20 protein-coding genes, 1 tRNA gene and 1 pseudogene are annotated in these 21,859 nt (G+C 40.0%); 4 read left to right on the top strand and 18 right to left on the bottom strand.

All coding sequences use genetic code 11. From position 1 onward, the window contains the following. The first annotated feature begins 3 nt into the window (after positions 1-3). Positions 4-1,443, top strand: a complete 1,440-nt coding sequence (locus ADH52_RS07600; protein ID WP_049510802.1) for a TrkH family potassium uptake protein — start codon at positions 4-6, stop codon at positions 1,441-1,443. Positions 1,444-1,486: 43 nt separating this feature from the next. Here the strand turns inward: ADH52_RS07600 and ADH52_RS07595 are convergent, their stop codons facing one another. The 5 genes and pseudogenes from ADH52_RS07595 to ADH52_RS07580 all read right to left on the bottom strand — a co-directional run bounded on the left by ADH52_RS07595 (position 1,487) and on the right by ADH52_RS07580 (position 6,515). Continuing rightward, positions 1,487-2,290 carry an ABC transporter ATP-binding protein gene (locus ADH52_RS07595; protein WP_049510801.1) on the bottom strand — a complete coding sequence of 268 codons (804 nt, stop codon included), beginning with the start codon at positions 2,288-2,290 and terminating at the stop codon, positions 1,487-1,489. A 12-nt stretch (positions 2,291-2,302) separates the two neighbouring features. Next, positions 2,303-3,196, bottom strand: a complete 894-nt coding sequence (locus tag ADH52_RS07590; protein ID WP_001012085.1) for an ABC transporter permease — start codon at positions 3,194-3,196, stop codon at positions 2,303-2,305. A gap of 11 nt (positions 3,197-3,207) precedes the next feature. Continuing rightward, entirely contained in the window at positions 3,208-4,185 is a 978-nt protein-coding gene (locus ADH52_RS07585) for an ABC transporter substrate-binding protein (RefSeq protein WP_000869838.1), read from the bottom strand. A 382-nt stretch (positions 4,186-4,567) separates the two neighbouring features. Beyond that, a pseudogene (locus ADH52_RS11330) lies at positions 4,568-4,687 on the bottom strand (IS630 family transposase); the annotation flags it as partial. 202 nt (positions 4,688-4,889) lie between these two features. Further along, positions 4,890-6,515 (bottom strand): malolactic enzyme, encoded by a 1,626-nt coding sequence (locus tag ADH52_RS07580; protein WP_049510800.1) that lies wholly within the window; start codon positions 6,513-6,515, stop codon positions 4,890-4,892. A 272-nt stretch (positions 6,516-6,787) separates the two neighbouring features. Between ADH52_RS07580 and ADH52_RS07575 the strand changes: the two genes are divergently transcribed. Together ADH52_RS07575 and ADH52_RS07570 are read left to right on the top strand one after the other, a co-directional pair. Further along, positions 6,788-7,138 carry a helix-turn-helix domain-containing protein gene (locus tag ADH52_RS07575; protein ID WP_049510799.1) on the top strand — a complete coding sequence of 117 codons (351 nt, stop codon included), beginning with the start codon at positions 6,788-6,790 and terminating at the stop codon, positions 7,136-7,138. A 127-nt stretch (positions 7,139-7,265) separates the two neighbouring features. After that, the gene (locus tag ADH52_RS07570; protein WP_049510798.1) at positions 7,266-8,144 is read left to right on the top strand and encodes a LysR family transcriptional regulator; all 879 of its coding nucleotides are present in this window, start codon (positions 7,266-7,268) and stop codon (positions 8,142-8,144) included. Positions 8,145-8,557: 413 nt separating this feature from the next. Here the strand turns inward: ADH52_RS07570 and ADH52_RS07560 are convergent, their stop codons facing one another. The 5 genes from ADH52_RS07560 to ADH52_RS07540 all read right to left on the bottom strand — a co-directional run bounded on the left by ADH52_RS07560 (position 8,558) and on the right by ADH52_RS07540 (position 15,048). Next, on the bottom strand, positions 8,558-9,484 hold the full coding sequence (locus ADH52_RS07560; RefSeq protein ID WP_042750043.1) for an ATP-binding cassette domain-containing protein: 927 nt from the start codon (positions 9,482-9,484) through the stop codon (positions 8,558-8,560). Positions 9,485-9,494: 10 nt separating this feature from the next. Continuing rightward, positions 9,495-10,562 carry an ABC transporter ATP-binding protein gene (locus tag ADH52_RS07555; protein WP_004260573.1) on the bottom strand — a complete coding sequence of 356 codons (1,068 nt, stop codon included), beginning with the start codon at positions 10,560-10,562 and terminating at the stop codon, positions 9,495-9,497. A gap of 8 nt (positions 10,563-10,570) precedes the next feature. Next, the gene (gene oppC, locus ADH52_RS07550; protein WP_049510796.1) at positions 10,571-11,497 is read right to left on the bottom strand and encodes an oligopeptide ABC transporter permease OppC; all 927 of its coding nucleotides are present in this window, start codon (positions 11,495-11,497) and stop codon (positions 10,571-10,573) included. Next, the gene (locus tag ADH52_RS07545) at positions 11,497-12,993 is read right to left on the bottom strand and encodes an ABC transporter permease (protein ID WP_020902008.1); all 1,497 of its coding nucleotides are present in this window, start codon (positions 12,991-12,993) and stop codon (positions 11,497-11,499) included. The genes oppC and ADH52_RS07545 overlap by 1 nt, the downstream gene beginning before the upstream one ends. 66 nt (positions 12,994-13,059) lie before the next feature. Further along, positions 13,060-15,048 (bottom strand): peptide ABC transporter substrate-binding protein, encoded by a 1,989-nt coding sequence (locus ADH52_RS07540; protein WP_049510795.1) that lies wholly within the window; start codon positions 15,046-15,048, stop codon positions 13,060-13,062. A gap of 161 nt (positions 15,049-15,209) precedes the next feature. Between ADH52_RS07540 and ADH52_RS07535 the strand changes: the two genes are divergently transcribed. Then, positions 15,210-15,280: transfer RNA gene (locus ADH52_RS07535), tRNA-Cys, on the top strand. A gap of 299 nt (positions 15,281-15,579) precedes the next feature. Here the strand turns inward: ADH52_RS07535 and ADH52_RS07530 are convergent. The 8 genes from ADH52_RS07530 to rsmD form a co-directional block, all read right to left on the bottom strand. Continuing rightward, positions 15,580-16,911, bottom strand: a complete 1,332-nt coding sequence (locus ADH52_RS07530; RefSeq protein ID WP_049510794.1) for a hemolysin family protein — start codon at positions 16,909-16,911, stop codon at positions 15,580-15,582. Positions 16,912-17,178: 267 nt separating this feature from the next. Further along, entirely contained in the window at positions 17,179-18,003 is an 825-nt protein-coding gene (gene endA, locus ADH52_RS07525; protein ID WP_049510793.1) for a DNA-entry nuclease EndA, read from the bottom strand. A 38-nt stretch (positions 18,004-18,041) separates the two neighbouring features. After that, on the bottom strand, positions 18,042-18,230 hold the full coding sequence (locus tag ADH52_RS07520; RefSeq protein WP_025171934.1) for a DNA-directed RNA polymerase subunit beta: 189 nt from the start codon (positions 18,228-18,230) through the stop codon (positions 18,042-18,044). Further along, positions 18,223-19,506 (bottom strand): UDP-N-acetylglucosamine 1-carboxyvinyltransferase, encoded by a 1,284-nt coding sequence (gene murA / locus ADH52_RS07515; protein WP_049510792.1) that lies wholly within the window; start codon positions 19,504-19,506, stop codon positions 18,223-18,225. The genes ADH52_RS07520 and murA overlap by 8 nt, the downstream gene beginning before the upstream one ends. Before the next feature lie 23 nt (positions 19,507-19,529). Further along, on the bottom strand, positions 19,530-19,760 hold the full coding sequence (locus ADH52_RS07510; protein WP_079015435.1) for a DUF1146 family protein: 231 nt from the start codon (positions 19,758-19,760) through the stop codon (positions 19,530-19,532). A 57-nt stretch (positions 19,761-19,817) separates the two neighbouring features. After that, the gene (locus ADH52_RS07505) at positions 19,818-20,855 is read right to left on the bottom strand and encodes a SepM family pheromone-processing serine protease (protein ID WP_049510791.1); all 1,038 of its coding nucleotides are present in this window, start codon (positions 20,853-20,855) and stop codon (positions 19,818-19,820) included. Beyond that, positions 20,839-21,327, bottom strand: a complete 489-nt coding sequence (gene coaD / locus ADH52_RS07500) for a pantetheine-phosphate adenylyltransferase (RefSeq protein ID WP_049510790.1) — start codon at positions 21,325-21,327, stop codon at positions 20,839-20,841. The genes ADH52_RS07505 and coaD overlap by 17 nt, the downstream gene beginning before the upstream one ends. After that, positions 21,317-21,856 (bottom strand): 16S rRNA (guanine(966)-N(2))-methyltransferase RsmD, encoded by a 540-nt coding sequence (rsmD, locus tag ADH52_RS07495; RefSeq protein WP_049510789.1) that lies wholly within the window; start codon positions 21,854-21,856, stop codon positions 21,317-21,319. The genes coaD and rsmD overlap by 11 nt, the downstream gene beginning before the upstream one ends. Positions 21,857-21,859: the final 3 nt, after the last annotated feature.

Genomic DNA, 21,859 nt, shown 5'->3' with positions numbered 1-21,859 from the left:
GAAATGAATAAAAGTATGATTCGCTACCTCCTTTCAAAATTACTTTTGATTGAAGCTGTTCTTCTTTTGGTTCCTGTGGCTGTTGCTATCTATTACCGTGAATCGAGCCAAGTCTTTACAGCCCTCTTTTCAACAATAGGGATTCTCGTATTACTAGGCGGTTCAGGAATTTTACAAAAGCCAAAAAATCAACGGATTTATGCCAAGGAGGGAGTCTTGATTGTTGCCCTCTGTTGGATCCTTTGGTCTTTCTTTGGCGGTCTCCCCTTTGTCTTTGCTAGACAAATTCCCAGCGTTATCGATGCCTTTTTTGAAATCAGTTCTGGCTTTACAACTACTGGAGCAACTATTCTGAACGACGTTTCGGTCCTCAGTCGCTCCCTCCTCTTCTGGCGAAGTTTTACCCACTTGATTGGAGGGATGGGAGTGCTTGTTTTTGCACTTGCTATTATGGATAATGCCAAGAATAGTCACCTAGAAGTGATGAAGGCTGAGGTTCCTGGCCCTGTTTTTGGTAAAGTAGTATCCAAACTAAAAAACACTGCCCAGATTCTCTATCTCCTTTATCTAGCTCTCTTCTCCCTCTTTGTCATCATCTATTATCTGGCTGGCATGCCCCTATTTGATAGTTTTGTCATTGCCATGGGAACAGCAGGTACAGGAGGTTTTACAGTCTATAACGATGGAATTGCTCACTATGGTAGCTCACTGATTACCTATCTGGTTAGTATCGGGGTTTTGGTTTTTGGGGTAAATTTCAATCTCTACTACTACCTCATGCTCCGTCGCGTCAAAGCCTTCTTTGGTGACGAAGAACTTCGGGCTTACTTGGTCATCGTGCTGGTTTCGACAGGCTTGATTAGCCTCAATACCCTCTATCTCTACTCAGGATTTTCCAAGAGCTTTGAAATGGCCTTCTTCCAGGTTTCCAATATCATTACAACGACTGGTTTTGGTTACGGAGATATTACCAACTGGCCCCTCTTCTCCCAGTTTATCCTTCTCTTCCTCATGGGTATCGGTGGCTCTGCTGGTTCAACCGCAGGTGGACTCAAGGTTATTCGAGGTCTTATCCTTTCAAAAATTGCTAAAAATCAGATTTTGTCAATCCTATCGCCCCACCGTGTTTTGACCCTCCATGTTAATAAAACAGTGATTGACAAAGATACCCAGCATAAGATTCTCAAGTACTTTGTCATCTATTCTATGATTTTGCTATCCCTTATCTTTATTGTCAGCCTAGATAGCAATGATTTTCTGGTTGTGACCAGCGCTGTCTTTAGCTGTTTCAATAATATTGGGCCTATCCTAGGAACCACTTCTAGTTTCTCAATCTTTAGTCCTATCTCAAAAATTCTCCTCTCCTTTGCAATGATTGCAGGCCGCTTGGAGATATACCCAATCCTACTTCTCTTTATGAAGAGAACTTGGTCTAAGAGATAAAATACAACCACACCTTGTGTCTTACAAAGTGTGGTGTTTTTCTTTATCCCAAAACTAATTCATCACTGACCAGACTTTGGCCACTATTTTTCTGGAAGAGATGCATGAGATCTTCAACTGTTAGATTCTTTTTCTCTTCCCCTTTGACATCCACCACTATCTTACCCTGATAGAGCATAATGAGACGATTGCCGTACTCAATCGCATGGTTCATATCGTGGGTAATCATCAAAGTCGTCAACTGATGGTGTTCCACAATCTTTTGCGTCAAATCCATCACCATTTGACTCGTTTTCGGGTCAAGTGCCGCAGTATGTTCATCCAAAAGCAAGAGTTTGGGTTTCACCAGAGCTGCCATGACTAGGGTCAAAGCCTGTCTTTGTCCTCCTGAGAGGTATTGAGTATCTACTTTTAAGCGGTTTTCAAGACCAATATTCAACTCCTTCAAGGCCTCTTGGAACTGGATTCTATCCTTCTCCTTCACGCCCCAACCAAGCCCTCTCTTCTGCCCGCGTCTCAAGGCAATAGCCATATTCTCCTCAATCGTCAAACGAGAAGCTGTTCCCATCTTAGGATCTTGAAAAACACGGGCAATATCCTTGGCTCTCTTTCTGACACTCAGATTTTTAATGGATTTCCCTGCCAATAAAAGGTCCCCTTCATCCACCGATAGATTGCCAGCCAAGATATTCATCAAAGTGGATTTCCCTGCTCCATTTCCACCAATCACAGAGATAAAATCTCCCTCTTCAACCTCTAAATCTAATCCTTTGAGGACATTGTTCTCATTGACCGTCCCTGCTTCAAATGTTTTGTGAATATTTTCAAGTGTTAACAAACTTGCCATAACTTTCTCCTCCTATTCATTTCTCAATTTCAGACCACGAATCTTTAATCTCTTTTGCAATTCTGGTGCAAATAAAACTAAGGCGAGCAAGATTGCATTAAAGAGACGTACTAAGTTTTGATCTAGATTTGGGATTTCATAGATATTTAAAATAATCAAACGGTATACAATAGCACCAATTCCGATGGATAACAAGCGGCCTCCAATAGTCAAGTCATGTATCAAGACTTCCGCAATAATCACTGCACTCAAACCAACAACGATGGTTCCTGTCCCAGAAGTCACATCTGAAAATCCATCATTTTGGGCAAACAAGGAACCACATAGGGCAATCAAGCCGTTTGAAATCATGTAACCAACAATCTTCATGGTGTCTACATTAACCCCATTGGCCTCACTCATCGGAATATTGTCCCCAGTCGAACGCAAGACCAAGCCAATCTCCGTTTTCATCAAAAGAGTCAAGACCAAACAAACAAGTAGGAGACAGGCCAAACTGAATGAGAAAACAGCTTCTTCATTTGTCAGCCCCAAGCTCGCCAATTGTTTAAAGACAGTTGAAGAATCTCCCAAGGAAAGGTTGGGCACACTGCCCATGATTTTAATATTGATTGAATAAAGCCCTGTCAAGGTCACAATCCCTGTCAAGAGAGCTGGGATTTTCATCTTGGTGTGGAGCATTCCTGATACAAGACCAGCTACCATACCTGCCAGCAAAGCAAGTAAGGTCGCAATCCAAGGATTTGTCCCTGCCTGTATCTGCGATACAACGACAGCTGCCCCCAAAGGAAAGGCTCCTTCAGCAGTCATATCCGCAATATCCAAAATACGGAAAGTCAAGTAGACCCCAATCGCCATAATCGACCACAACAAACCTTCTGATAAACTAGATAACACAAAATTCATCTTAAACCTCCTTATTCCTTGCCTTCTAACTTACTAATATCAATTCCTAGTGCATCTGCCATTTCTTGATTGGTATGCAATTCCAGTTTTTCAGGCAACTCAACTGCTATATTTTCTGGCTTTTCACCTTTTAAGACACGAATCAACATGCGTGCTGTCTGACGCCCCAATTCTTCATAATTGGTACCGTAGTTATACAAGCCACCAACAGCAATCATTTCTGTTGAACCACCAAATACTGGAACCTTGTGTTTAATAGAAACCTGCTTGACTGTTTCCATGGTTGACGAAATGATATTATCCGTTGGGACAAAAACCATATCCACCTCTGCCATCAAGCTCTCTGCAGCAGCCTTGACGTTGTTACTGTCCAAGATTGTTTTTTCAACAACGGTAAAGCCTTTTTCTTCCAGAAGTCGCTTAGCTTCATCCTTTTGGACAACTGAATTGGGCTCGCTCTGAGTATAGAGGATTCCAATCGTTTTAGCTTTTGGCAACACTTTCTTTATCAAATTGATTTGGGTTGAAATGGCATCTGATGACTGGTCGCTTGTCCCAGTTACATTACCCCCAGGATGTTCTCTTGACTCAACCAACTTGGCACTGACAGGATCTGTTACAGCTGAAAAGATAACCGGTGTCGTTTGTGTTGTATTAGCCAAGCTCTGAGCAGAAGGCGTTGCGATGGCTAGAACGACATCACTAGATTCTGCCAGTTGCTGGGAAATCGTTTTTAGATTTCTTTGTTCTCCCTGTGCATTTTGCAAATCAATCTCGATATTTTTCCCCTCAACATAGCCTTGCTTGGCCAGCTCATCCACAAACCCTTCTCTAGTAGCGTCTAAGGACTGGTGGGTAATAAACTGCGAAATACCGATACGAAAAACATCTTTTTTCTTATCTGCCTTCAACTGATGCAAACTGATCAGAGAGGTCAAGAGGATCCCCACTACCAAGAGGGGGGCTAGTAATTTTCGAACAACTTTCATAATGAAACTCCTTCTCAGAAAAGATAAAACAAAAAACCGCCTAGATACTACCTAAACGGATGCTTGAAATAATCTAACAAGTTATAACTTTGCTAGTCCATTTAGATATTCATCTATATGGACCACAATCAAAAATCTTAGCCACATAGATACAAACAAATTGCTTGAACTGTTTGCATCCATGGTGACATGTCTACAAACACTATCTAAAGTAGCTAAAGTAAAAGTTTTGATTCATCGTTACAGCTTGTTTCTTATTCATTTCTTTTTCTGCTTTCTTTTTTGATGTTTCCTATCTTACCACCTTTTTCATCACCTGTCAAGAATATTTCAGAATTTTTTAAAATTTTTCGAAAATTCTTTCATAATTCTTTTAGGATAATTTCAAAGATTTGCCCATTAGACAAAATAGAACGATTTGAAGACTTTTATGGTATTTAGTTGTACTAGAGTCTTTTAAAAGTGTTTTGATAACTTGTATTTCTTCTTTGGTTGATTTCATATCACTATTATATAATGCATTTTGATTGTAGTGTAGTATTAAACTGACTCTTGGCAGTCGGACAAAAAATCGACAGTTATTTTATATTGTTTAAAACCAATAGTCAATACGACAATCTCTTTACTTTTCGGTTATCAACTCTGTAGATTGCTAACATATCCAAAATAAGCCAAGTATCCCGAGGATAGGCAGCAGAAATGAATTATTTATACTCTGGATACCACTTCAAATCACGAACTGCTTTGACCATATCTGTTTCCTTAGCGCGTGCAAGACCTTGCTCTTGTGCTTTTTTAGCGACTGCTTCTGCTACTTTAATAGAAACATCTGCTACATACTTGAATGGTGGCAAGACAGGAGCTCCTGGTTGGCCTGGATTGACAATACCACTCAATGAATGCGCCGCTGCTCCAATCATTTCATCAGTCAAAAGACTTGCTTCAGAAGCCAGCATACCTAGACCAAGACCTGGGTAAATCAGGGCATTATTTGCTTGACCAATCACATAGTCTACACCTTTATAAGAAACCGTATCAGCAGGAATTCCTGTTGCGACAAAAGCTTTGCCATCTGACCATTCAATCAAATCTTTGGCACTAGCTTCTGCCAATTTAGTTGGATTTGACAAAGGGAAGATCATTGGACGTTCTGTGTTTTCACACATAGCTTCTACTATTTCTTTAGTGAAGGTATTAGGCTGAGTTGAAGTTCCTACAAGAATGGTTGGCTTCACAGTCTTCACTACTTCAAGCAGGTCAGTCAACTTCTCTGCGTTACTAAAGTCAGCACGTTTCTTAGCAAATGGTTTTTGCTCTGGTGTCAAGTCATCCATGTCATCAAAGAGAAGACCTTGTTTATCAACCATAAAGAAACGTTCATAGGCTTCTTCTTCAGAAAGACCTTCACTTACCATTTCACGAAGAACACGAGAGGCAATTCCTGCACCCGCAGTACCACCACCATAGCAGAGATAAACTTGATCTGTTAATTTTTCACCACTAATATCCAGCGAACCAAAGATACCACCCAAGGTAACGATTCCTGTACCTTGAATATCATCATTAAAGGTTGGAATTTGTTTCCGGTATTTTTCAAGAATATTGGCAGCATTCGAGCGGCCGAAGTCTTCCCAGTGAAGGTAGAGTTTAGGAAAGAGACGTTCTGCTGTTTGAACAAATTGGTCAATAAAGTCGTAGTAACGATCTCCGCGAACCCGTTCGTGACGATTTCCTAAGTAATTAGGATTGTTACGAAGTTCTTCACGGTTAGTCCCTGCATCAATGACTAAAGGAAGGACCATCGAAGGATCGATCCCAGCAGCACCCGTATAGACCATCAATTTCCCAACAGAAATATCGACACCATTTGTTCCCCAGTCGCCAATTCCAAGGATTCCTTCTGCATCTGTTACAACAATGAGACGAATCTCGCGACCCCCGGCAGCGTTTTTCAAAGTAGCTTCAATATTTTCAGGATGATTGATATCAAGATATCCCGCATATTGGGGATCTACAAAGAGGTCACTATAGCCTTCAATCGTATCTGCAATGGTTGGATCGTATACAATTGGATTGAATTCTTCCAAATGTTGAGAAAAGAGGTAATAGAAAAGAGTCCGGTTGGTATTAAAAATTTCCATTAGGAAAAGACGTTTTTCCAAATCATTGGCTTTTGTTTGCATTTGTGCATAAGTTTGCGCCGCTTGTTCTTCAATCGTTTGAACATACGGTGGCAGTAAACCAATAAGGCCTAGTTCCTTTCGCTCCTCTAAGGTAAAAGCAGTACCTTTATTGAGGAAAGGATTGTTTAAAATATCATGTGCAGTCATAGTGCAACCTCCTTTTTACTTATATTATACCACATGAGACGAATTGTTCGTAAAACGTTGTTGTTTAAATAATACAACTGTATACGCATATGTTATAAATTTCTGAACTCATCAAACTCTAGATGATCTCTCTTTACTAAAAGTTTCGAGTAAAATAAACCAATCATACAAATTGACAATCCTAATTAAAATAAATATCATATAGGTATGTTATGTAATACTTTGTATTTTTCAAGGTGTTTTTTGTCATATAAAACTTGTATTCTATTTATATGACAACTAAAAACTATTTACAACAATATATTTCCCAAAAAGTGAAATATTTTCGAACACAGAATAAAATGAGCCATGAAGAACTTTCGGAACAAGCAGGACTCGGGCTTAAGTATATCAATCAACTTGAAAACCAAAATGTGAATCTGACCATTCACAGTCTTGAAAAAGTGATTGACGCCCTAGAAATGACCCCAGAGGAATTTTTCAATTTTGATAGCCTTGAATCAACCTCTGATAAGAGTGACAATCTTTCACTCAGAAGAATCAACATGAAGATTAAACAGCTCCCTATTGATAAACGAGAAAAAATGTTGGTCAATTTTGAGAGTATCTTAGATAATCTTTGAGCTCCCTGACTCACTTACATTTTAACTGGTGAATACTCGTATAGTCAAATTGTAGGATACGGATAAAAATTATTTATCTGCTGTTTTCCACTTATTTTCCTTCTCCAACTAATGAAAGTGAACCCATATGAATTTAAAAGATCTACAATATTTTTATGACCTCTGCCAGCTTCAATCCTATACGGAAGTAGCAAAACAACATAAAGTCAGCCAACCATCTATTTCTTATGCTATCAAGCGCTTAGAGGAATACTTTAACTGCAAATTGATTCACCATGACCCCTCGCATCGTTCCTTCAAGCTAACTCCTCAAGGACAAATCCTTCTAAAGCATACAGAACTGATTTTACCTGAGGTCATTTCTACTCGCAAAGAAATTAATCGCTCCTTGGCACAATACTCTACTGTAGGATTCCCTCCTATTATCATTCAGTATCTCTTTGTTGCCTTAAACGAAAAAGATAAATTCGATTTTTTAAAAAAGATACGTCCTATCCGCGGTGGCTCCGTAGAGTTATTAAACCTTCTCCTTAAGGGAGACCTTAATGCAAGCCTACTCGGTTTGATTGAACCTCTCAATTATCCTTCAATAGAGACACACGAGCTATTTCATAAAGAACTGTATGTCGTTTTATCTAAGAACCATCCTTTTGCCACTGTTCCTTCCCTCGCTTTTGAAGAATTAGTAGATCAATCCTTTATACTCTTAGACGAACACTTTGTTCACCTGAAAGCTTTTGAAATGCTTAATCAAAAGCATCAAAACAAGGCAGAAATATTCTTTAAGACGGATGATATTGTCATTCTTAAAGAACTTTTAAAGAAAGGAATTGGCCTTAGTTTACTGGCTGATATCGCACTTTCTGATGAAGATGATGATTTAATAAAAATTCCTCTTATACCGAAGGATAAGATAACTTTTACAGTTTATTACGCTTACCTTAAATCAGCTACACCGTCATCAGAAGTAGAAGCCTTATTTAATCTCCTTAAATCATATGAATAGAAAAAACTCTAACTATCAATGAACTGATAGCTAGAGTTTTTTACATTGTAGATATTAGACTCAATGAAAATCAAAAAGCAAACTAGGAAGCTAGCCTCAGGTTGCTCAAAACACTGTTTTGAGGTGGCAGATAGAGCTGACATGGTTTGAAGAGATTTTCGAAGAGTATTAGAATATAGTAGATTGAAGCTAGAGTAATACGCCGCGACTTCTAAACCTTTTCTAGAAATTAATTTGACTTTCCGAATCGAGTTGTTCAGATTTTATTTCATATCACTATAATTCAATGATTTTCTAAGAATTCTATTTCTTTCAAAAATTCTTTCAGAACGCTTTCAAAGCTTTTCAAATCAGTCCAACAAAAAAGGTTTATAATTTCCATAAAAGTTGACATGGAAATTATAAAACCATTATTAGTTTAATCCTTTTTGGTAACGTGCCAATTCTGCTTGGTTCGCCCAAACATAGTGACCTGGACGGATTTCTACCATAGATGGCTTATCAGTCTCATAATCATGTTGATCTGGATCATATACTTTCAATACCTTCTTGCGTTCCAAGATTGGATCTGGGATAGGTACCGCTGAAAGCAAGGCTTGAGTATATGGATGAATTGGATTGTTAAACAATTCTTCTGTTTCAGCAACCTCTACAATAACACCCTTGTAAATAACTGCGATACGATCTGAAATAAAGCGAACAACCGACAAGTCATGGGCGATGAAGAGATAGGTCAAACCAAGTTCTTTTTGGAATTTTTTGAGCAAGTTCAAGACTTGAGCACGCACAGAAACGTCCAAGGCTGAAATGGGCTCATCCGCAATAACAAAGTCTGGTTGCATGACCAAGGCACGGGCAATACCGATACGTTGACGTTGACCACCTGAGAATTCATGAGGGTAACGAGTCAAGTGCTCAGCAAGAAGACCTACTTCACGGATAATATTTTGAACTTTCTCTTTACGTTCTTCTTCATCCTTGAACAGATGATGATTGTAAAGACCTTCAGAAATAATATAATCAACAGTGGCACGTTCATTCAAACTTGCCGCAGGGTCTTGGAAAATCATCTGGATACGACGAATCAATTCCGCAGCTTGTTCACGCGATTTCTTACCATTAATCTTTTGACCATCAAAAATGATATCCCCATTACTTGTATCATTTAGACCAATGATGGCACGACCAATAGTTGTTTTCCCACTACCTGACTCACCAACAAGCGAGAACGTTTCTCCCTTGTTGATAAAGAAGTTAGCATTTTTAACCGCGACAAACTTCTTACTTCCTTCACCGAAGGAAATTTCTAAATCTTTGATTTCTACTAATTTTTCAGACATTTCCTTCCTCCTAGTCAGCCAGATGGGCAAATCCCATTTTTTCACGGATTTTATCGTGGAGATTTGCAATCACAGCTGGTTTTTCTACTTTTGGAGCATCCTCATGAAGAAGCCAAGTTTTAGCCCAATGCGTCTCTGATACTGAGAATTGAGGAGCTTTTTGTTCGAAGTCAATCTGCATTGCATAGTCAGAACGCAAGGCAAAGGCATCCCCTTTCAAGTCAGTATAAAGTGACGGAGGTGTTCCTGGGATTGAGTAAAGATCCCCTTTATCATCAGCAAGCTGAGGCAAGCTAGACAAGAGACTCCATGTATATGGATGGCGAGGGTCATAGAAGACTTCCTCAACAGTTCCATACTCAACGATTTCTCCTGCATACATAACCGCTACCTTATCCGCAATACTTGCCACCACACCAAGGTCGTGGGTGATAAAGATTGTTGTGAAATGGTACTCGTTTTGTAAAGATTTTAGCAAATCAATAATCTGTGCTTGGATGGTCACATCCAAGGCAGTCGTTGGCTCATCACAGATCAAGACATCAGGTCGACAGGCAAGGGCAATCGCAATAACGATACGTTGACGCATTCCTCCAGAATATTGGAAGGGGTATTCATCAAAACGTCTATCTGCTTCTGGAATCCCAACCTTATTCATGTAGTCAATTGCCAATTCTTTCGCTTCTTTAGGCGTTTTTCCTTGGTGTTTTACAATAACTTCTGTAATCTGACTACCAATTGTTTTAATTGGGTCCAAACTAGTCATTGGATCTTGGAAGATAGTCGCAATCTTAGCACCACGAATTTGTTCCCAATCCTTGTGAGAAGATAGAGCTGTCAAATCTTGACCACGGTAGTCAATGCTTCCTTGGGCAATACGACCATTTTCTTCGAGCATACCTGTGAAGGTCTTTGTCAAAACAGATTTTCCTGATCCTGACTCGCCTACCAAGGCTAGTACTTCTCCTTCAACTAGTTCAAGGGAAACGCCGCGAATGGCTGTCAATACTTTGTCACGAACGTCAAATTCCACGACAATATCGCGAGCAGTCAAAATTACATTTTTTTCTTTTGTCATTTCTACTCCTATCTATGTGTACGTGGATCACTAGCATCCGCTAAGTTTTGACCAACTACGAAAAGGGATAAGGATACCAAGACAAGAGTTGTCAATGGAATCCAGAACAAGTAAGCATTAGTTGTTACGTTTTGTGAATAATCTGAAATCAAACGACCCAAACTTGGCACTGTAATTGGTAATCCAAGACCGAAGAATGACAAGAAGGCTTCGTATGAGATAAAGCTTGGAAGCATTTGAGTCATGGTTGTCACAATAACAGATACCAATTGAGGCATGATATTTTTGGCAACAATCTTCAAGGTTGGTGTTCCCAGAGTACGTGACGCCAAGTTGTATTCCAAGTCACGGTAACGCAAGATTTGCACACGAATCATGAAGGCAATTCCAATCCATGTTGTTACACTCATGGCGAAAATCAGATTCCAGAATCCAGCTCCGATTGAGTAAGTCAAGACAATGACAATCAAAAGAGATGGGATGTTTGAGATGACGTTGTAAACTTCCATCATCACGCGGTCAACTGATTTTGAAATTCCCCAAATACCACCGACAAAAACACCGATAACCAAGTTAATCACTGTCGCAATCACAGAAATGAGGATAGAGTTACGAGCTCCGAACCAGACACCGTCAAAGAGCGATTTACCGTTACTGTCAGTACCGAACCAATGCTGAGCATTTGGCTTGATATAACGAGCACTAAAGTCGTTTACCTTACTGACATCATTGAAATCAAACTTAGAAAACATTGGGTAGATGAAACTCATCAAAATGATGGCTACCAAGATTCCCAACATGACTACAGTTGATTTTTTCTTCATAAATTGTCTAAACACTGAACCCCAGTATGAATAAGCTGGCGCATCAATGGCTTCAGAGGCAAAATCGTCACGTTTTACGAACTGAAATTTTTCTTTATCGATTGTAGACATTATTTGCCTCCTTTCTCAGTCAATTTAATACGTGGGTCAATAATAGTCATCCAAATATCTCCCAAAAGAAGTGAGAAGATAGAAATACATGTAAAGATGAAGACAAGACCTACGACCATAGAGTTATTAGATGCTTTTACAGAGTCAATCAACATTTTACCCATACCTGGGAAAGCGAAGACTGTTTCAGTAAGGGTTGCACCACCGATAACCCCGATAACAGCACCAGGAATTCCTGAAACCAGCGGAACCATGGCATTTTTAAAGATGTGTTTGTTTGAAATTTCTTTTTCAGACAAACCTTTTGCACGAGCAAAACGAACAAAGTCCTGTGATTGCAAGTCAATCATGTAACGACGAATCCAAATAGCTGTACCAGGAGCACCCAATAAACCAAGGATAACTGCTGGTAAAACATACGAACGCCAATCTCCAGCACCCAAGATAGGGAATGAATCTGGAAGACCAATTGATGATCCAATCAAACGAACAATGTAAACCAAGGCAATGGTTGGAAGGGCCATCAAGAAGGTCAAAAACCCTGTTGAGAAGCTATCAATCCAAGTATTCTTGAAGCGAGCCATAGCTGAACCAAGTGGCACGGCAATCGCATAAGAAATCACCAAACCAATCAATCCAACGACTGCAGAGCTAGCAATCATAGAAGGATATTGGTAGTTGCTTTCAGTTGCAGTATATGGGTCATCTTTCCCATAGTTAGCTACTTCACGAGAATCAGCCTGACTAGGCGATTTGTAGGTTCTTGAGTAGATATTAACTGAAGATGTTTTCTTACCAGTTGGGAATTGCACTTCTGATGTCTTAGTTTGACCTTGTCCTTGTGTGATAACTTGAAGCACAGGAGTATTAGCATAAGTTGGATATGAATCACCCAAATTCAAGTTCACAAAGTTTTGGTGAACAAATGGGAACTGACTATTGAAGTACAAGAGGTACTTGTGTTTAGTCCCTGAACCTACCAGAGACCAGCCGATAGCGGGATCATTTTCAAAACGCAAATAACGCTCCAAATTTGGATTTTCTGGGTCCTGAATCTTGTTTGTGTGGTCGATATCAAGCAAGTTTGCATAGAATTTAAACACACGTTCAAAAATTGGAATTTCACGAGTAGCGTAGAATTGGCCACTTTCAGTAAATTCTCCCAGGGTCCAACCATGACCGATTTGTTTGATGTATTTTTCATAGATGGCCTTGTTGGTGTCATTAGCTTCAACTGTTACAGAAGCATCCATCTGGCTAGCTTTTTCTTGCAACTCTTTGGTATCGTAGTACTCGATATAGCCCATACGCTCATAAACGGTATTCTCATAGTTATCACGTTTATCAGCAGTTGTCGCAATCTTGTTATAGTTGGTATCCTGTTTGAAAATCAATTTTCGAGGAACCATTGTATAGATAATCGTGTAAGTCAAGGTTGTTACTAAGAAGATAGAAACCAATGACCGCAAAACACGCATAAAAATATATTTTTTCATATCATTTCCTTTAAAAATCCCAAAAGAACCTTCTCCTCATGGAGAGAAAGTTCTATTGAAAATTATTTACTTCACATGACTTGCCAATTCTTTTTGAGCTTTCTCGTTTGACTCAGTCTTTTCTTTCAACCATTTTTCACGAGCTTTTTCATACTCTTCTTTGGTAATCGCTTTTTCACCAACTTCAGTGTACTTCAAGTATCCTGAATTTTCACCTTTAAGGCCGGCTACAGAATATGAAGAGCTAAATGGTAGAACTTTTGAAACATATGAAACGGCTGTTTCTTTAGGAGAAGCCATTACTGGAATTGTCAAAGCATTGTCAGTCAACCAAGCTTGTGCTACCGCGTATTTTTCATAACGTTTTTGAACATCTTGGTTTTCGCTATTTGCGTCATCAAGTAATTTTCCATAGTCAGCTAAACCAAGTTTGTTTACTACTGATGCATCTGTATTTTGGTCAATACCAAGGTAAAGGCGAGTGCTTCCTCCCTTAAGGACGAATTGATCCAAGAAAGTAGAAGGATCTTGATAGTCAGGATTCCATCCTAGCAAGGTATGGATATCCCAGTCTTGCTCTTTAGCTGTTGGAGCGCTAAATGAAATTGGTAAAGCTTCTGCTTGAGTCATTTGTTGTAAGTCTACAACAACGTTGTCTGAACCCAATACTTTTTCAATTGATTGTTTCAATGATTGAACACGGTTTACAACCGCTGTTGATTCTTGGATAACCAAGGCATCCAAGTGGATTGGGAATTCAACACCTTCAGCTTGTAGGCTTGATTTAGCTTTAGCAAAGACTTCTTTAGCTTTTTCTTCATTGTAAAGGCCATTTTGAGAATCTGCTAGAGACACGTTTGACCAAGTAGAAGAATTTGTCTTAGCCAAGCTATCTTGTACCAATTCACCAAATGTTTTCTTACCAACTTGAAGATTATAAGGTGCAAACGTATTACGGATGGCTACTGCAGCTCCATCAGTACCATTTGTTTGAGCTGAGTAAGAATTGCGATCGACAGCAAAGTTCAAGGCTTGACGGAATTCCTTGTTTAGCAATGCTTTCTGAGTAGATGTCTTTTGAGCATCACTTGTTTTAGCAGTGTGGTTATAGGTTGTACGGCCATAGTTCAAGCTGACAGTTGCAACACCCGCTCCTGGTTCATTAAAGTAAATGTTATCTTTGAAGTCAGCTGCATATTTTTCATATGTAGAACTTGTAGGGAAGATACGAGCCTTGCTATATTGACCATCAGCAAAACCTTTAGCAATCACATCTTGGTCCTTACCATCCCAGAAAGTGAACTTAACGTTCTCAATTTTTACATTTTCTTTGTCCCAGTAAGCATCATTTTTAGCCATCTCGATAGATGATTTTGGAGTTACAGATTTTAAGACAAATGGACCGTTATAAAGAATAGAGTTAGCATCGGTTGGGGCACCAAAACCTTCCCCTTTTGAAGTTAAGAATTCTTCATTAACCGGCATCAAAACACCACTAGTGGTCTTGTCATTCCAGAAAGTTTCTGGCTGGTTCAAAGTATATTCTAGTGTTTGATCATCAAGTGCTTTTACTCCAACGGTTGAAAAATCGCTTGTTTCACCCTTGATATAGGCTTCTAATCCCTTAATAGAAGAGCTAACGATTGAAAGTCCTTTTGATTTTCCATCTACGGCATGTTTCAAACCAGTAACGAAGTCTTTAGCAGTTACAGGAGCGTATTCTTCTCCTTCTGCTGTCACCCATTTAGCATCCTTACGGATTTTATAGGTATAAGTCAAACCATCTTTTGAAACTGTCCATGATTCAGCAATAGAAGGAACCAGGTTACCATATTTATCATTAGCCAACAAACCATCTACAGCATTTGTTGTGACGAATGATGTTGAATCGATATTGCTGACGATATAATCCAAGGTTTCTGGATCTGTTTGATAAACATATTGGTAATCTTTTGCTAGTTTAGCATTGTTTGAACTAGTGTTTGAACACGCAGCTAGAACTCCTGACGCTAATAAGGTAGCTCCCGCTACAGCAAGCACTTGACTTTTTTTCATTTATTTACTCCTCTTATAAATAAAGTATAGGTTATCATCAATTATATCATAGATTTCAAGAAAAGTAAACGAATTTTCAGAATATTTAGGCTTATTGACACAAAAAATCTGAAAAAGCTATTGACTGAAAATCATTTTCAAGGTATAATAATAAACGTTAAGGCGGTATAGCCAAGTGGTAAGGCACGGCTCTGCAAAAGCTTGATCGTCGGTTCAAATCCGTCTACCGCCTTCTATAACTTGATTTTTCAAGTTTCATTTAAACAGAAAGCCCAGTTTAAAGGGCTTTTTTTATTTTCTTCGGATAAATACATATAACTTACAAAAACTTTTGGGGTGAATTTGGGGCAAACTTCTTTTTAGGAGACAATCTTTTGATACTCAATGAAAATCAAAGAGCAAACTAGGAAACTAGCCGCAGGCTGTACTTGCGTACGGCAAGGCGACGTTGACGCGGTTTGAATTTGATTTTCGAAGAGTATGAAATCAACTGAAAAAGCTTCGTCACACCTGGTGACAAAAGCCTCTAGTTTACTCTGTTTCTTCTTCTATTTCAACTTCGGTAATTTGGACTTTTACCTTGGTAACACGTCCATTTTTCACTTTATCATTGGTTAGGATAAGCTGCTTGTTTTGACTGACTAATTCATAACTGAGTTTCTCAGTCGTTGGAATGGTCCCAACTCCTGTCAAATAGTAACCAGCGATGGTATCAACGTCATCACTTTCCAGTTCAACATCAAAGTAGTCATTAAAATCATTGAGATTCATGGTACCTTGAACAATGTAAGTACCATCGCCAATCTGATGAACATCTATTGCTGCTTTGTCCGTTTCATCATCGATTTCCCCAACGATTTCCTCTAAGAGGTCTTCCAGAGTCACCAAACCAGCCATCCCACCGTATTCATCTAGCAAGATTGCCATTTGTCTTTGGGTATTACGCAATTCTTTTAACAAGTCATCCACAAAAATAGTTTCAGGAACAAAGAGTGGATCTTGTAAGATTTTCTTCCAAACAATATTGTCAAAACCGTCCACAAAACCCGCCTTAAGGAGACTCTTGGTGTGAATGATCCCAATCACATTGTCCTTATCCCCATCATAGACAGGGATACGAGAATAATTTTGTTTTAAAATACTTTGGATGATGGTTTGACTATCATCCTGAATATCGACCATAAAGGCATCCGTTCGAGGAACCATGACTTCTCTGGCCATTAATTCGTCCAGTGAAAAAATTCCTTGTAACATTTCAATTTCGTCAGCATCTAGTGTTTCTTCACTATTTGTCAGCATGTATTCAATTTCATCACGGGTCATTTTTTCATCAGCATCGTCAAAGGTCATAGGAGTCAAGCGACTCAAGAGATTGGTAGATGCAGACAAGAGCCAAACAAAGGGACTAACTAGTTTCCCCAGCCCAATGATAACTGGCGCTGTACGAATCGCCAAGGCATCCTTTAGATTAAGAGCGATTCTCTTAGGATACAATTCCCCAAAAACGATGGAAATATAAGTCAAAAATGCTAAAGATAGAAAACTTGCAACGGCATAAGCTGTTTCGCCATTTCCAAGCCAGGATGCAATTTCTCGTCCTAGAGTTTCTGCCAAACTCGCACCTGATAAGATCGTAATCAGGGTAATCCCTACTTGAATAGTTGATAAAAAGTGGTTAGGATTTTCTAGTACCTTCAGCAGACGGATATAGCGCCTATCTCCTTCTTCTGCCTTTTGTTCAACCCGCGCACGGTTAAGTGAAACCATGGCCATTTCTGTGGCTGAGAAAAAGGCATTTAACACTGTCAAGATAAACAATAAAACAAATTGTAGCAACAAATTCTGACTACTTGGGTCTTCCATAGTTCTTCTCCTAAAATAGTATCTTATCCTTTATTATATCACAAAATATAGTCCAGTACATATTATTTTTTCTCATACTCTTCGAAGGTCTCTTCAAACCACGTCAGCTTCATCTGCAACCTCAAAGATGTGCTTTGAGCAACCTGCGGCTGGCTTCCTAGTTTGCACTTTGATTTTCTTTGAGTAGCAGTGTCTATTGTAGCCCTGCTTAAACTAGTAAAAAAGAACTCCTATATCCACAAGTGACATAGGAGTTTATGTTATCTTTTACTGAGTTACCGTTACTTCTCCAGTTCGGTAATCCAGTTGAAGCCCTTTTTGAACATTGGGAACTAGAACATTAAATTCCAATTCTCCGTCTGAAGACTTGGCTTCAATCTGTGAAGCTGAAGGAACTAAATCCTCGTTTGAAGCATAATAAAGAGTTACACGGTAACGGACGCGCTTGTTTTGGTCCAAGGCTTTACGTACCATGCTTTCATAGTAGTTTTGACCAGTCGAATCTTCGGCCTGTGCCTGATTTGCCCAGGCTGTTTGAACAGCAATGTTTTTAGGATTGCTTGTTGAGGCATCAAAACCATCCAAGCCACCGATTAAGGCATAGCCTAACAAGTGACCTCTATCGACCGCATGGGTATAAGTACCCTTTAGATTCTTAACCTGATGCCAGCCTGGAGGAGTCCATGAAGTCGAACCATTCCCAGTTTCTTCACGATTTTTGTACTGGCGAGTAGCCTTAGACAAGAGGGCATTAGCTACGGTTGGCACTGTTTCCTTGCCCACTGTCTTTGTTTTATTATCAGCGTAGGGCTTACTTGAAACCTTGGCATCTAGATTTGTTTTATTACCATTGACGATAAAAGCACCTGAGCCATTCCACTCAAGACTCCCTTTTATTTGGCTTTTGACTGCATCTGTTAAGACACTTTCTGCCAACTCTTGACTAGGAGCTTCAGACGCTTGTTTTTTCTGACTAACCTTTGTTTTAGGACTATTAGATGTCGATTGCATCTGCTTGATATAATAGCTTCCCGCAGATAAGAGTAATAACACTAGCAGTCCGATCAGTGTCTGTCTTGTTTTTTTATCCATTTTTCTCCTTATCTCTAGAAAAAGACTGGTTCTCCAGCCTAATTTCCTGTAAATTTATGAATCAATTCCTGCCATTTTGCTGGAGACAGGATAGCCCATGGATCTTGACCCTTGCCCAAGATTCCATAACCTACCATTAAGCCGATTCCTAGGGCCAGAGCACCTAAAAACAGTACCAAAATGACTAGAAGTAAACGCTTGATTACGTAGCTTGATTTCTTACTCATCTTCATCACTTGCCTCAATCCGCTGAATCTTAGCACCTAGCTGCGCCAACTTCTCATGAAAACGGTAGTAACCTCTATCCAAGTGAACCAATTTACCGACCACAGTTTCTCCTTGCGCTACCAAACCTGTTAAAATCAATGCTGCGCTGGCACGAAGGTCAGTTGAAAGAACTTCTGCTCCCTGCAAAGGTTGACCACCAACAATACGAGCTGTATCACGGATAATCTCAGAGTGCAAGCCCATGCGACGCATTTCTTCTAGATGTTGGAAACGATTTTCGAAAACTGTCTCCACCATAGTTGATTCCCCTTTTGCGACGGTCATCAAGGCTGTAAATTGGGCCTGCATATCTGTTGGAAATCCTGGGTGGGGCAAGGTTTTCACATGAACAGCTTTTAAATTTTCTAGTTGAGAGCGAACTCGAATTCCTTCAGTCTCCTCTGTCACTTCCACTCCCATTTCAAGCAATTTGGCAATCAAGGGACGGTTGTGCTCCCAGACAGCGTCTCGAATCAAGACATCACCACCAGTCATGGCAGCAGCTACCATAAAGGTTCCTGCTTCGATACGGTCTTGGACTACATTGTGAGTCGTACCATGAAGTTTGTCAACACCGGTAATGGTAATGGTCTCTGTACCAGCACCTTTGACCTTAGCTCCCATTTCATTGAGGAGAATAGCTAGGTCAACAATCTCAGGCTCACGCGCAGCATTTTCAATCACTGTTACCCCATCAGCTAGAGTCGCTGCCATCATCAAATTCTGCGTAGCACCAACACTTGGGAAGTCCATATAGATATGAGCACCATGCAAGCGATCGGCCTTGGCTTCGATGTAACCAGCTGTCTGACTAATCTTAGCCCCCATAGCTTCTAGACCTTTCAAATGAAGATCAATAGGACGGCTACCAATCGTACAACCACCTGGCATGGATACCTTAGCATGACCTACACGAGCAAGAATTGGTCCCAAGACAACGATAGATGCACGCATCTTGCTGACATACTTGTAAGGAGCTTCCTCAGTGATATCGCCAGTCGCGTCCACCTCAACAAGATGAGCTTCTTCATCAAAATCTACCTTGGCATTCAAACCACGAACCACCTGATTCATAGTGAAAACATCTGACAAGATAGGAACATTCTGCAAGACGGTCTTTCCTTCACTTGCTAGAATAGTCGCTGCCAACAAGGGCAAGACTGCATTCTTTGCTCCTTCGATCGTAACACTTCCTACCAGACGATTATCGCCACCTTGAACCACAATTTTTTCCATACTTACTTCCTTTACATTTGATTTTATAATAATCCTCTAAGCGCTTCTTGCCACAACTGATATAGGCTGATAAAGAAAGAACTCAAGATATAGCCCATTACAATGCTGAAAAAGGCTACTAGTAAACGAACTTTTCCTGTATTCTCAGCTGTCACTTTTAAAACCTTTTCCCATCTAACAAGATCCTTTAAAAGGTAAAAACTCACATAAATAAAGAGCATGTGACTGCTTAGAGTGAATAATAATTGAACCATTTGACTATTATACCATCTTCTCTGTTTGTGCGCTAGTTTGGAAACTTCACTTAAAAACTAGGGATTGTTTTTCAAGTAATCAATTGCATCTTGTAGGGTTTTAACTGGCACGATTTTCATATCTGTCTTGATTGTTTTGGCTGCTTCTAGGGCTGTTTGGTAGTTGTTTTTCGCATCAGGATGTGCTCTTTGTTCTTCTTCGCTAACAGGGTTATCAGGGGCAAAGAAAATCGCAGCACCTTCTCTAGCCGAAGCTACAACTTTCTTATCAATACCTCCAATATCCCCCACATTCCCATCGCGGTCAATAGTTCCTGTACCGGCAACAATGCGGCCATTACGAAGGCCTGGGTCAGCTATTTGAGTATAGATAGCCAGACTAAACATAAGACCTGCACTTGGACCGCCGATACCAGCTGTTGAAAAGCGAATTGGGATATCACTGGTCACTTCCGTACGGTCAATCAAGCCGATTCCAATTCCATTTTTGCCATTTTCTAGCGTAATGATTTTTCCTTCTGCAGACTTGGTTTGCCCATCTTCTTCATAGGTGACCTTGACAGAATCTCCTAATTTTTGAGAATTGACGTAATCAATCAAGTCTTTGGAACTGTCGAAGGTCTGATCATTGACTGCTGTGACCGTATCAGAGATGTTGAGAATCCCTTTAAAGGTCGAATTATCCGTCACATTCAAGACATAAACCCCGAGATATTTAAGTTCAATATCCTTACCAGCTGTTTTTAACCCTTGATATTTGGCCATATTTTGCGATGTTTGCATGTAGAATTGATTGATCCGCATAAATTCCACATCGGAAGAGCCACCTGTAGTCTCTTGGGCACTACGAATATCTGTAAAAGGCGTCAACCACGCATAAATCATATGGGCTAAAGTGGCATGTTGGACACCAACCGTAACGAATTGATAGGCACCAGCTTCCTTATCTTCTGTGTCATTTACTTTAAGGACTTGGCGAATATCTTCCGAACCACCTGGAACTTCTATATAGTAGGGCAAGGGCACTACAAATGCCAAGAAAGTCACAATCAAGGCCGCAATGACATATAAGGGCCATCTAATCTTTTTTTTCATTTTTTATTTCCTCCAAAATACTCTCGGGAACATAGCAGGTAATATCCTGACCAAACTTCAAAAGCTCTCTAACACCTGATGAACTGATATAGAGATGTTCAGGTCGGCTATGTAAATAAATGGTCTCTATATTAGAAGACAGCTGATGGTTGTAGTAATCAAAACTGGCTTCATATTGCAAATCCGACGCATTCCTCAAACCACGCACTAGACAAGTAGCTCCCAGTCTTTTTGCGACATCAACCACCAATTCATCATGTGAAAACACGACTTCAACATTTCCCAAATGTTTCAAAGCATCTTCTAACCCCCGTTTACGATTTTCGATAGGGAGAAATCCTTGTTTGTGAGGATTAAAAAAAATACCTACGTAGAGCTTATCAAAGAGTTTGCTCGCCCGTTCAATGATATCCAGATGCCCATTTGTCATAGGATCAAATGAGCCTGTGAATAAGCCAATCTTATCTGACATAGACTGTCACCTTACTAATTCCATAAATCTTTTCCTTCCAGATGCCCAGGCAGGCAATTTCTTCTGGAAGTTCGACGGCCTTATCCGTCTCACACACGACCATGACATCTTCAGAAAAAAGCTCTTTCTCAGCCATTTTTTCAATATCTGCTACGATTTGTTCCTTGGCATAAGGAGGGTCTAAGAAAATGAGGTCAAATTCCCCAGATACCTGTTCCAATGCCCTTTCTGCATCCATCTTGAGGAGTTGAAATTTCCCAACTTCCTTGGTCATCTGAATATTTTCAGCCACGATAGCCTGAGCCTTACGGTCTCGCTCCACCAAAACAGCACTGGACATGCCACGCGATACTGCCTCGATAGATAAAGCACCACTACCTGCATAAAGGTCCAAGACTCGTCCACCTTCAAAGTAGGGACCAATCATGTTAAAAATGGCTCCCCTAACCTTATCTGAAGTAGGTCTTGTCGTCTTGCCTTCTAGTGTCTTGAGGGGGCGTCCCCCATAGATTCCTGATACGATCTTCATACC

Origin of the sequence: Streptococcus pseudopneumoniae (assembly GCF_001072665.1) — a bacterium.
GTDB lineage: Bacteria > Bacillota > Bacilli > Lactobacillales > Streptococcaceae > Streptococcus > Streptococcus pseudopneumoniae_S.
The sequence above is the reverse complement of the archived record's forward strand: the minus strand, read 5'-3'. Positions and strand labels throughout refer to the sequence as shown.

What these genes read in the sequence shown, in the direction of transcription:
- ADH52_RS07585 (WP_000869838.1), bottom strand. Translation starts at nt 4,185, where the DNA reads ATGAAAGTTGTTCGAAAATTACTAGCCCCCCTCTTGGTAGTGGGGATC.
- ADH52_RS07570 (WP_049510798.1), top strand. Translation starts at nt 7,266, where the DNA reads ATGAATTTAAAAGATCTACAATATTTTTATGACCTCTGCCAGCTTCAA.
- ADH52_RS07545 (WP_020902008.1), bottom strand. Translation starts at nt 12,993, where the DNA reads ATGAAAAAATATATTTTTATGCGTGTTTTGCGGTCATTGGTTTCTATC.
- ADH52_RS07575 (WP_049510799.1), top strand. Translation starts at nt 6,788, where the DNA reads ATGACAACTAAAAACTATTTACAACAATATATTTCCCAAAAAGTGAAA.
- ADH52_RS07530 (WP_049510794.1), bottom strand. Translation starts at nt 16,911, where the DNA reads ATGGAAGACCCAAGTAGTCAGAATTTGTTGCTACAATTTGTTTTATTG.
- coaD (WP_049510790.1), bottom strand. Translation starts at nt 21,327, where the DNA reads ATGTCAGATAAGATTGGCTTATTCACAGGCTCATTTGATCCTATGACA.
- ADH52_RS07540 (WP_049510795.1), bottom strand. Translation starts at nt 15,048, where the DNA reads ATGAAAAAAAGTCAAGTGCTTGCTGTAGCGGGAGCTACCTTATTAGCG.
- ADH52_RS07520 (WP_025171934.1), bottom strand. Translation starts at nt 18,230, where the DNA reads ATGAGTAAGAAATCAAGCTACGTAATCAAGCGTTTACTTCTAGTCATT.
- oppC (WP_049510796.1), bottom strand. Translation starts at nt 11,497, where the DNA reads ATGTCTACAATCGATAAAGAAAAATTTCAGTTCGTAAAACGTGACGAT.
- rsmD (WP_049510789.1), bottom strand. Translation starts at nt 21,856, where the DNA reads ATGAAGATCGTATCAGGAATCTATGGGGGACGCCCCCTCAAGACACTA.
- ADH52_RS07505 (WP_049510791.1), bottom strand. Translation starts at nt 20,855, where the DNA reads ATGAAAAAAAAGATTAGATGGCCCTTATATGTCATTGCGGCCTTGATT.
- ADH52_RS07595 (WP_049510801.1), bottom strand. Translation starts at nt 2,290, where the DNA reads ATGGCAAGTTTGTTAACACTTGAAAATATTCACAAAACATTTGAAGCA.
- ADH52_RS07555 (WP_004260573.1), bottom strand. Translation starts at nt 10,562, where the DNA reads ATGACAAAAGAAAAAAATGTAATTTTGACTGCTCGCGATATTGTCGTG.
- endA (WP_049510793.1), bottom strand. Translation starts at nt 18,003, where the DNA reads ATGGATAAAAAAACAAGACAGACACTGATCGGACTGCTAGTGTTATTA.
- ADH52_RS07580 (WP_049510800.1), bottom strand. Translation starts at nt 6,515, where the DNA reads ATGACTGCACATGATATTTTAAACAATCCTTTCCTCAATAAAGGTACT.
- ADH52_RS07600 (WP_049510802.1), top strand. Translation starts at nt 4, where the DNA reads ATGAATAAAAGTATGATTCGCTACCTCCTTTCAAAATTACTTTTGATT.
- murA (WP_049510792.1), bottom strand. Translation starts at nt 19,506, where the DNA reads ATGGAAAAAATTGTGGTTCAAGGTGGCGATAATCGTCTGGTAGGAAGT.
- ADH52_RS07510 (WP_079015435.1), bottom strand. Translation starts at nt 19,760, where the DNA reads ATGGTTCAATTATTATTCACTCTAAGCAGTCACATGCTCTTTATTTAT.
- ADH52_RS07560 (WP_042750043.1), bottom strand. Translation starts at nt 9,484, where the DNA reads ATGTCTGAAAAATTAGTAGAAATCAAAGATTTAGAAATTTCCTTCGGT.
- ADH52_RS07590 (WP_001012085.1), bottom strand. Translation starts at nt 3,196, where the DNA reads ATGAATTTTGTGTTATCTAGTTTATCAGAAGGTTTGTTGTGGTCGATT.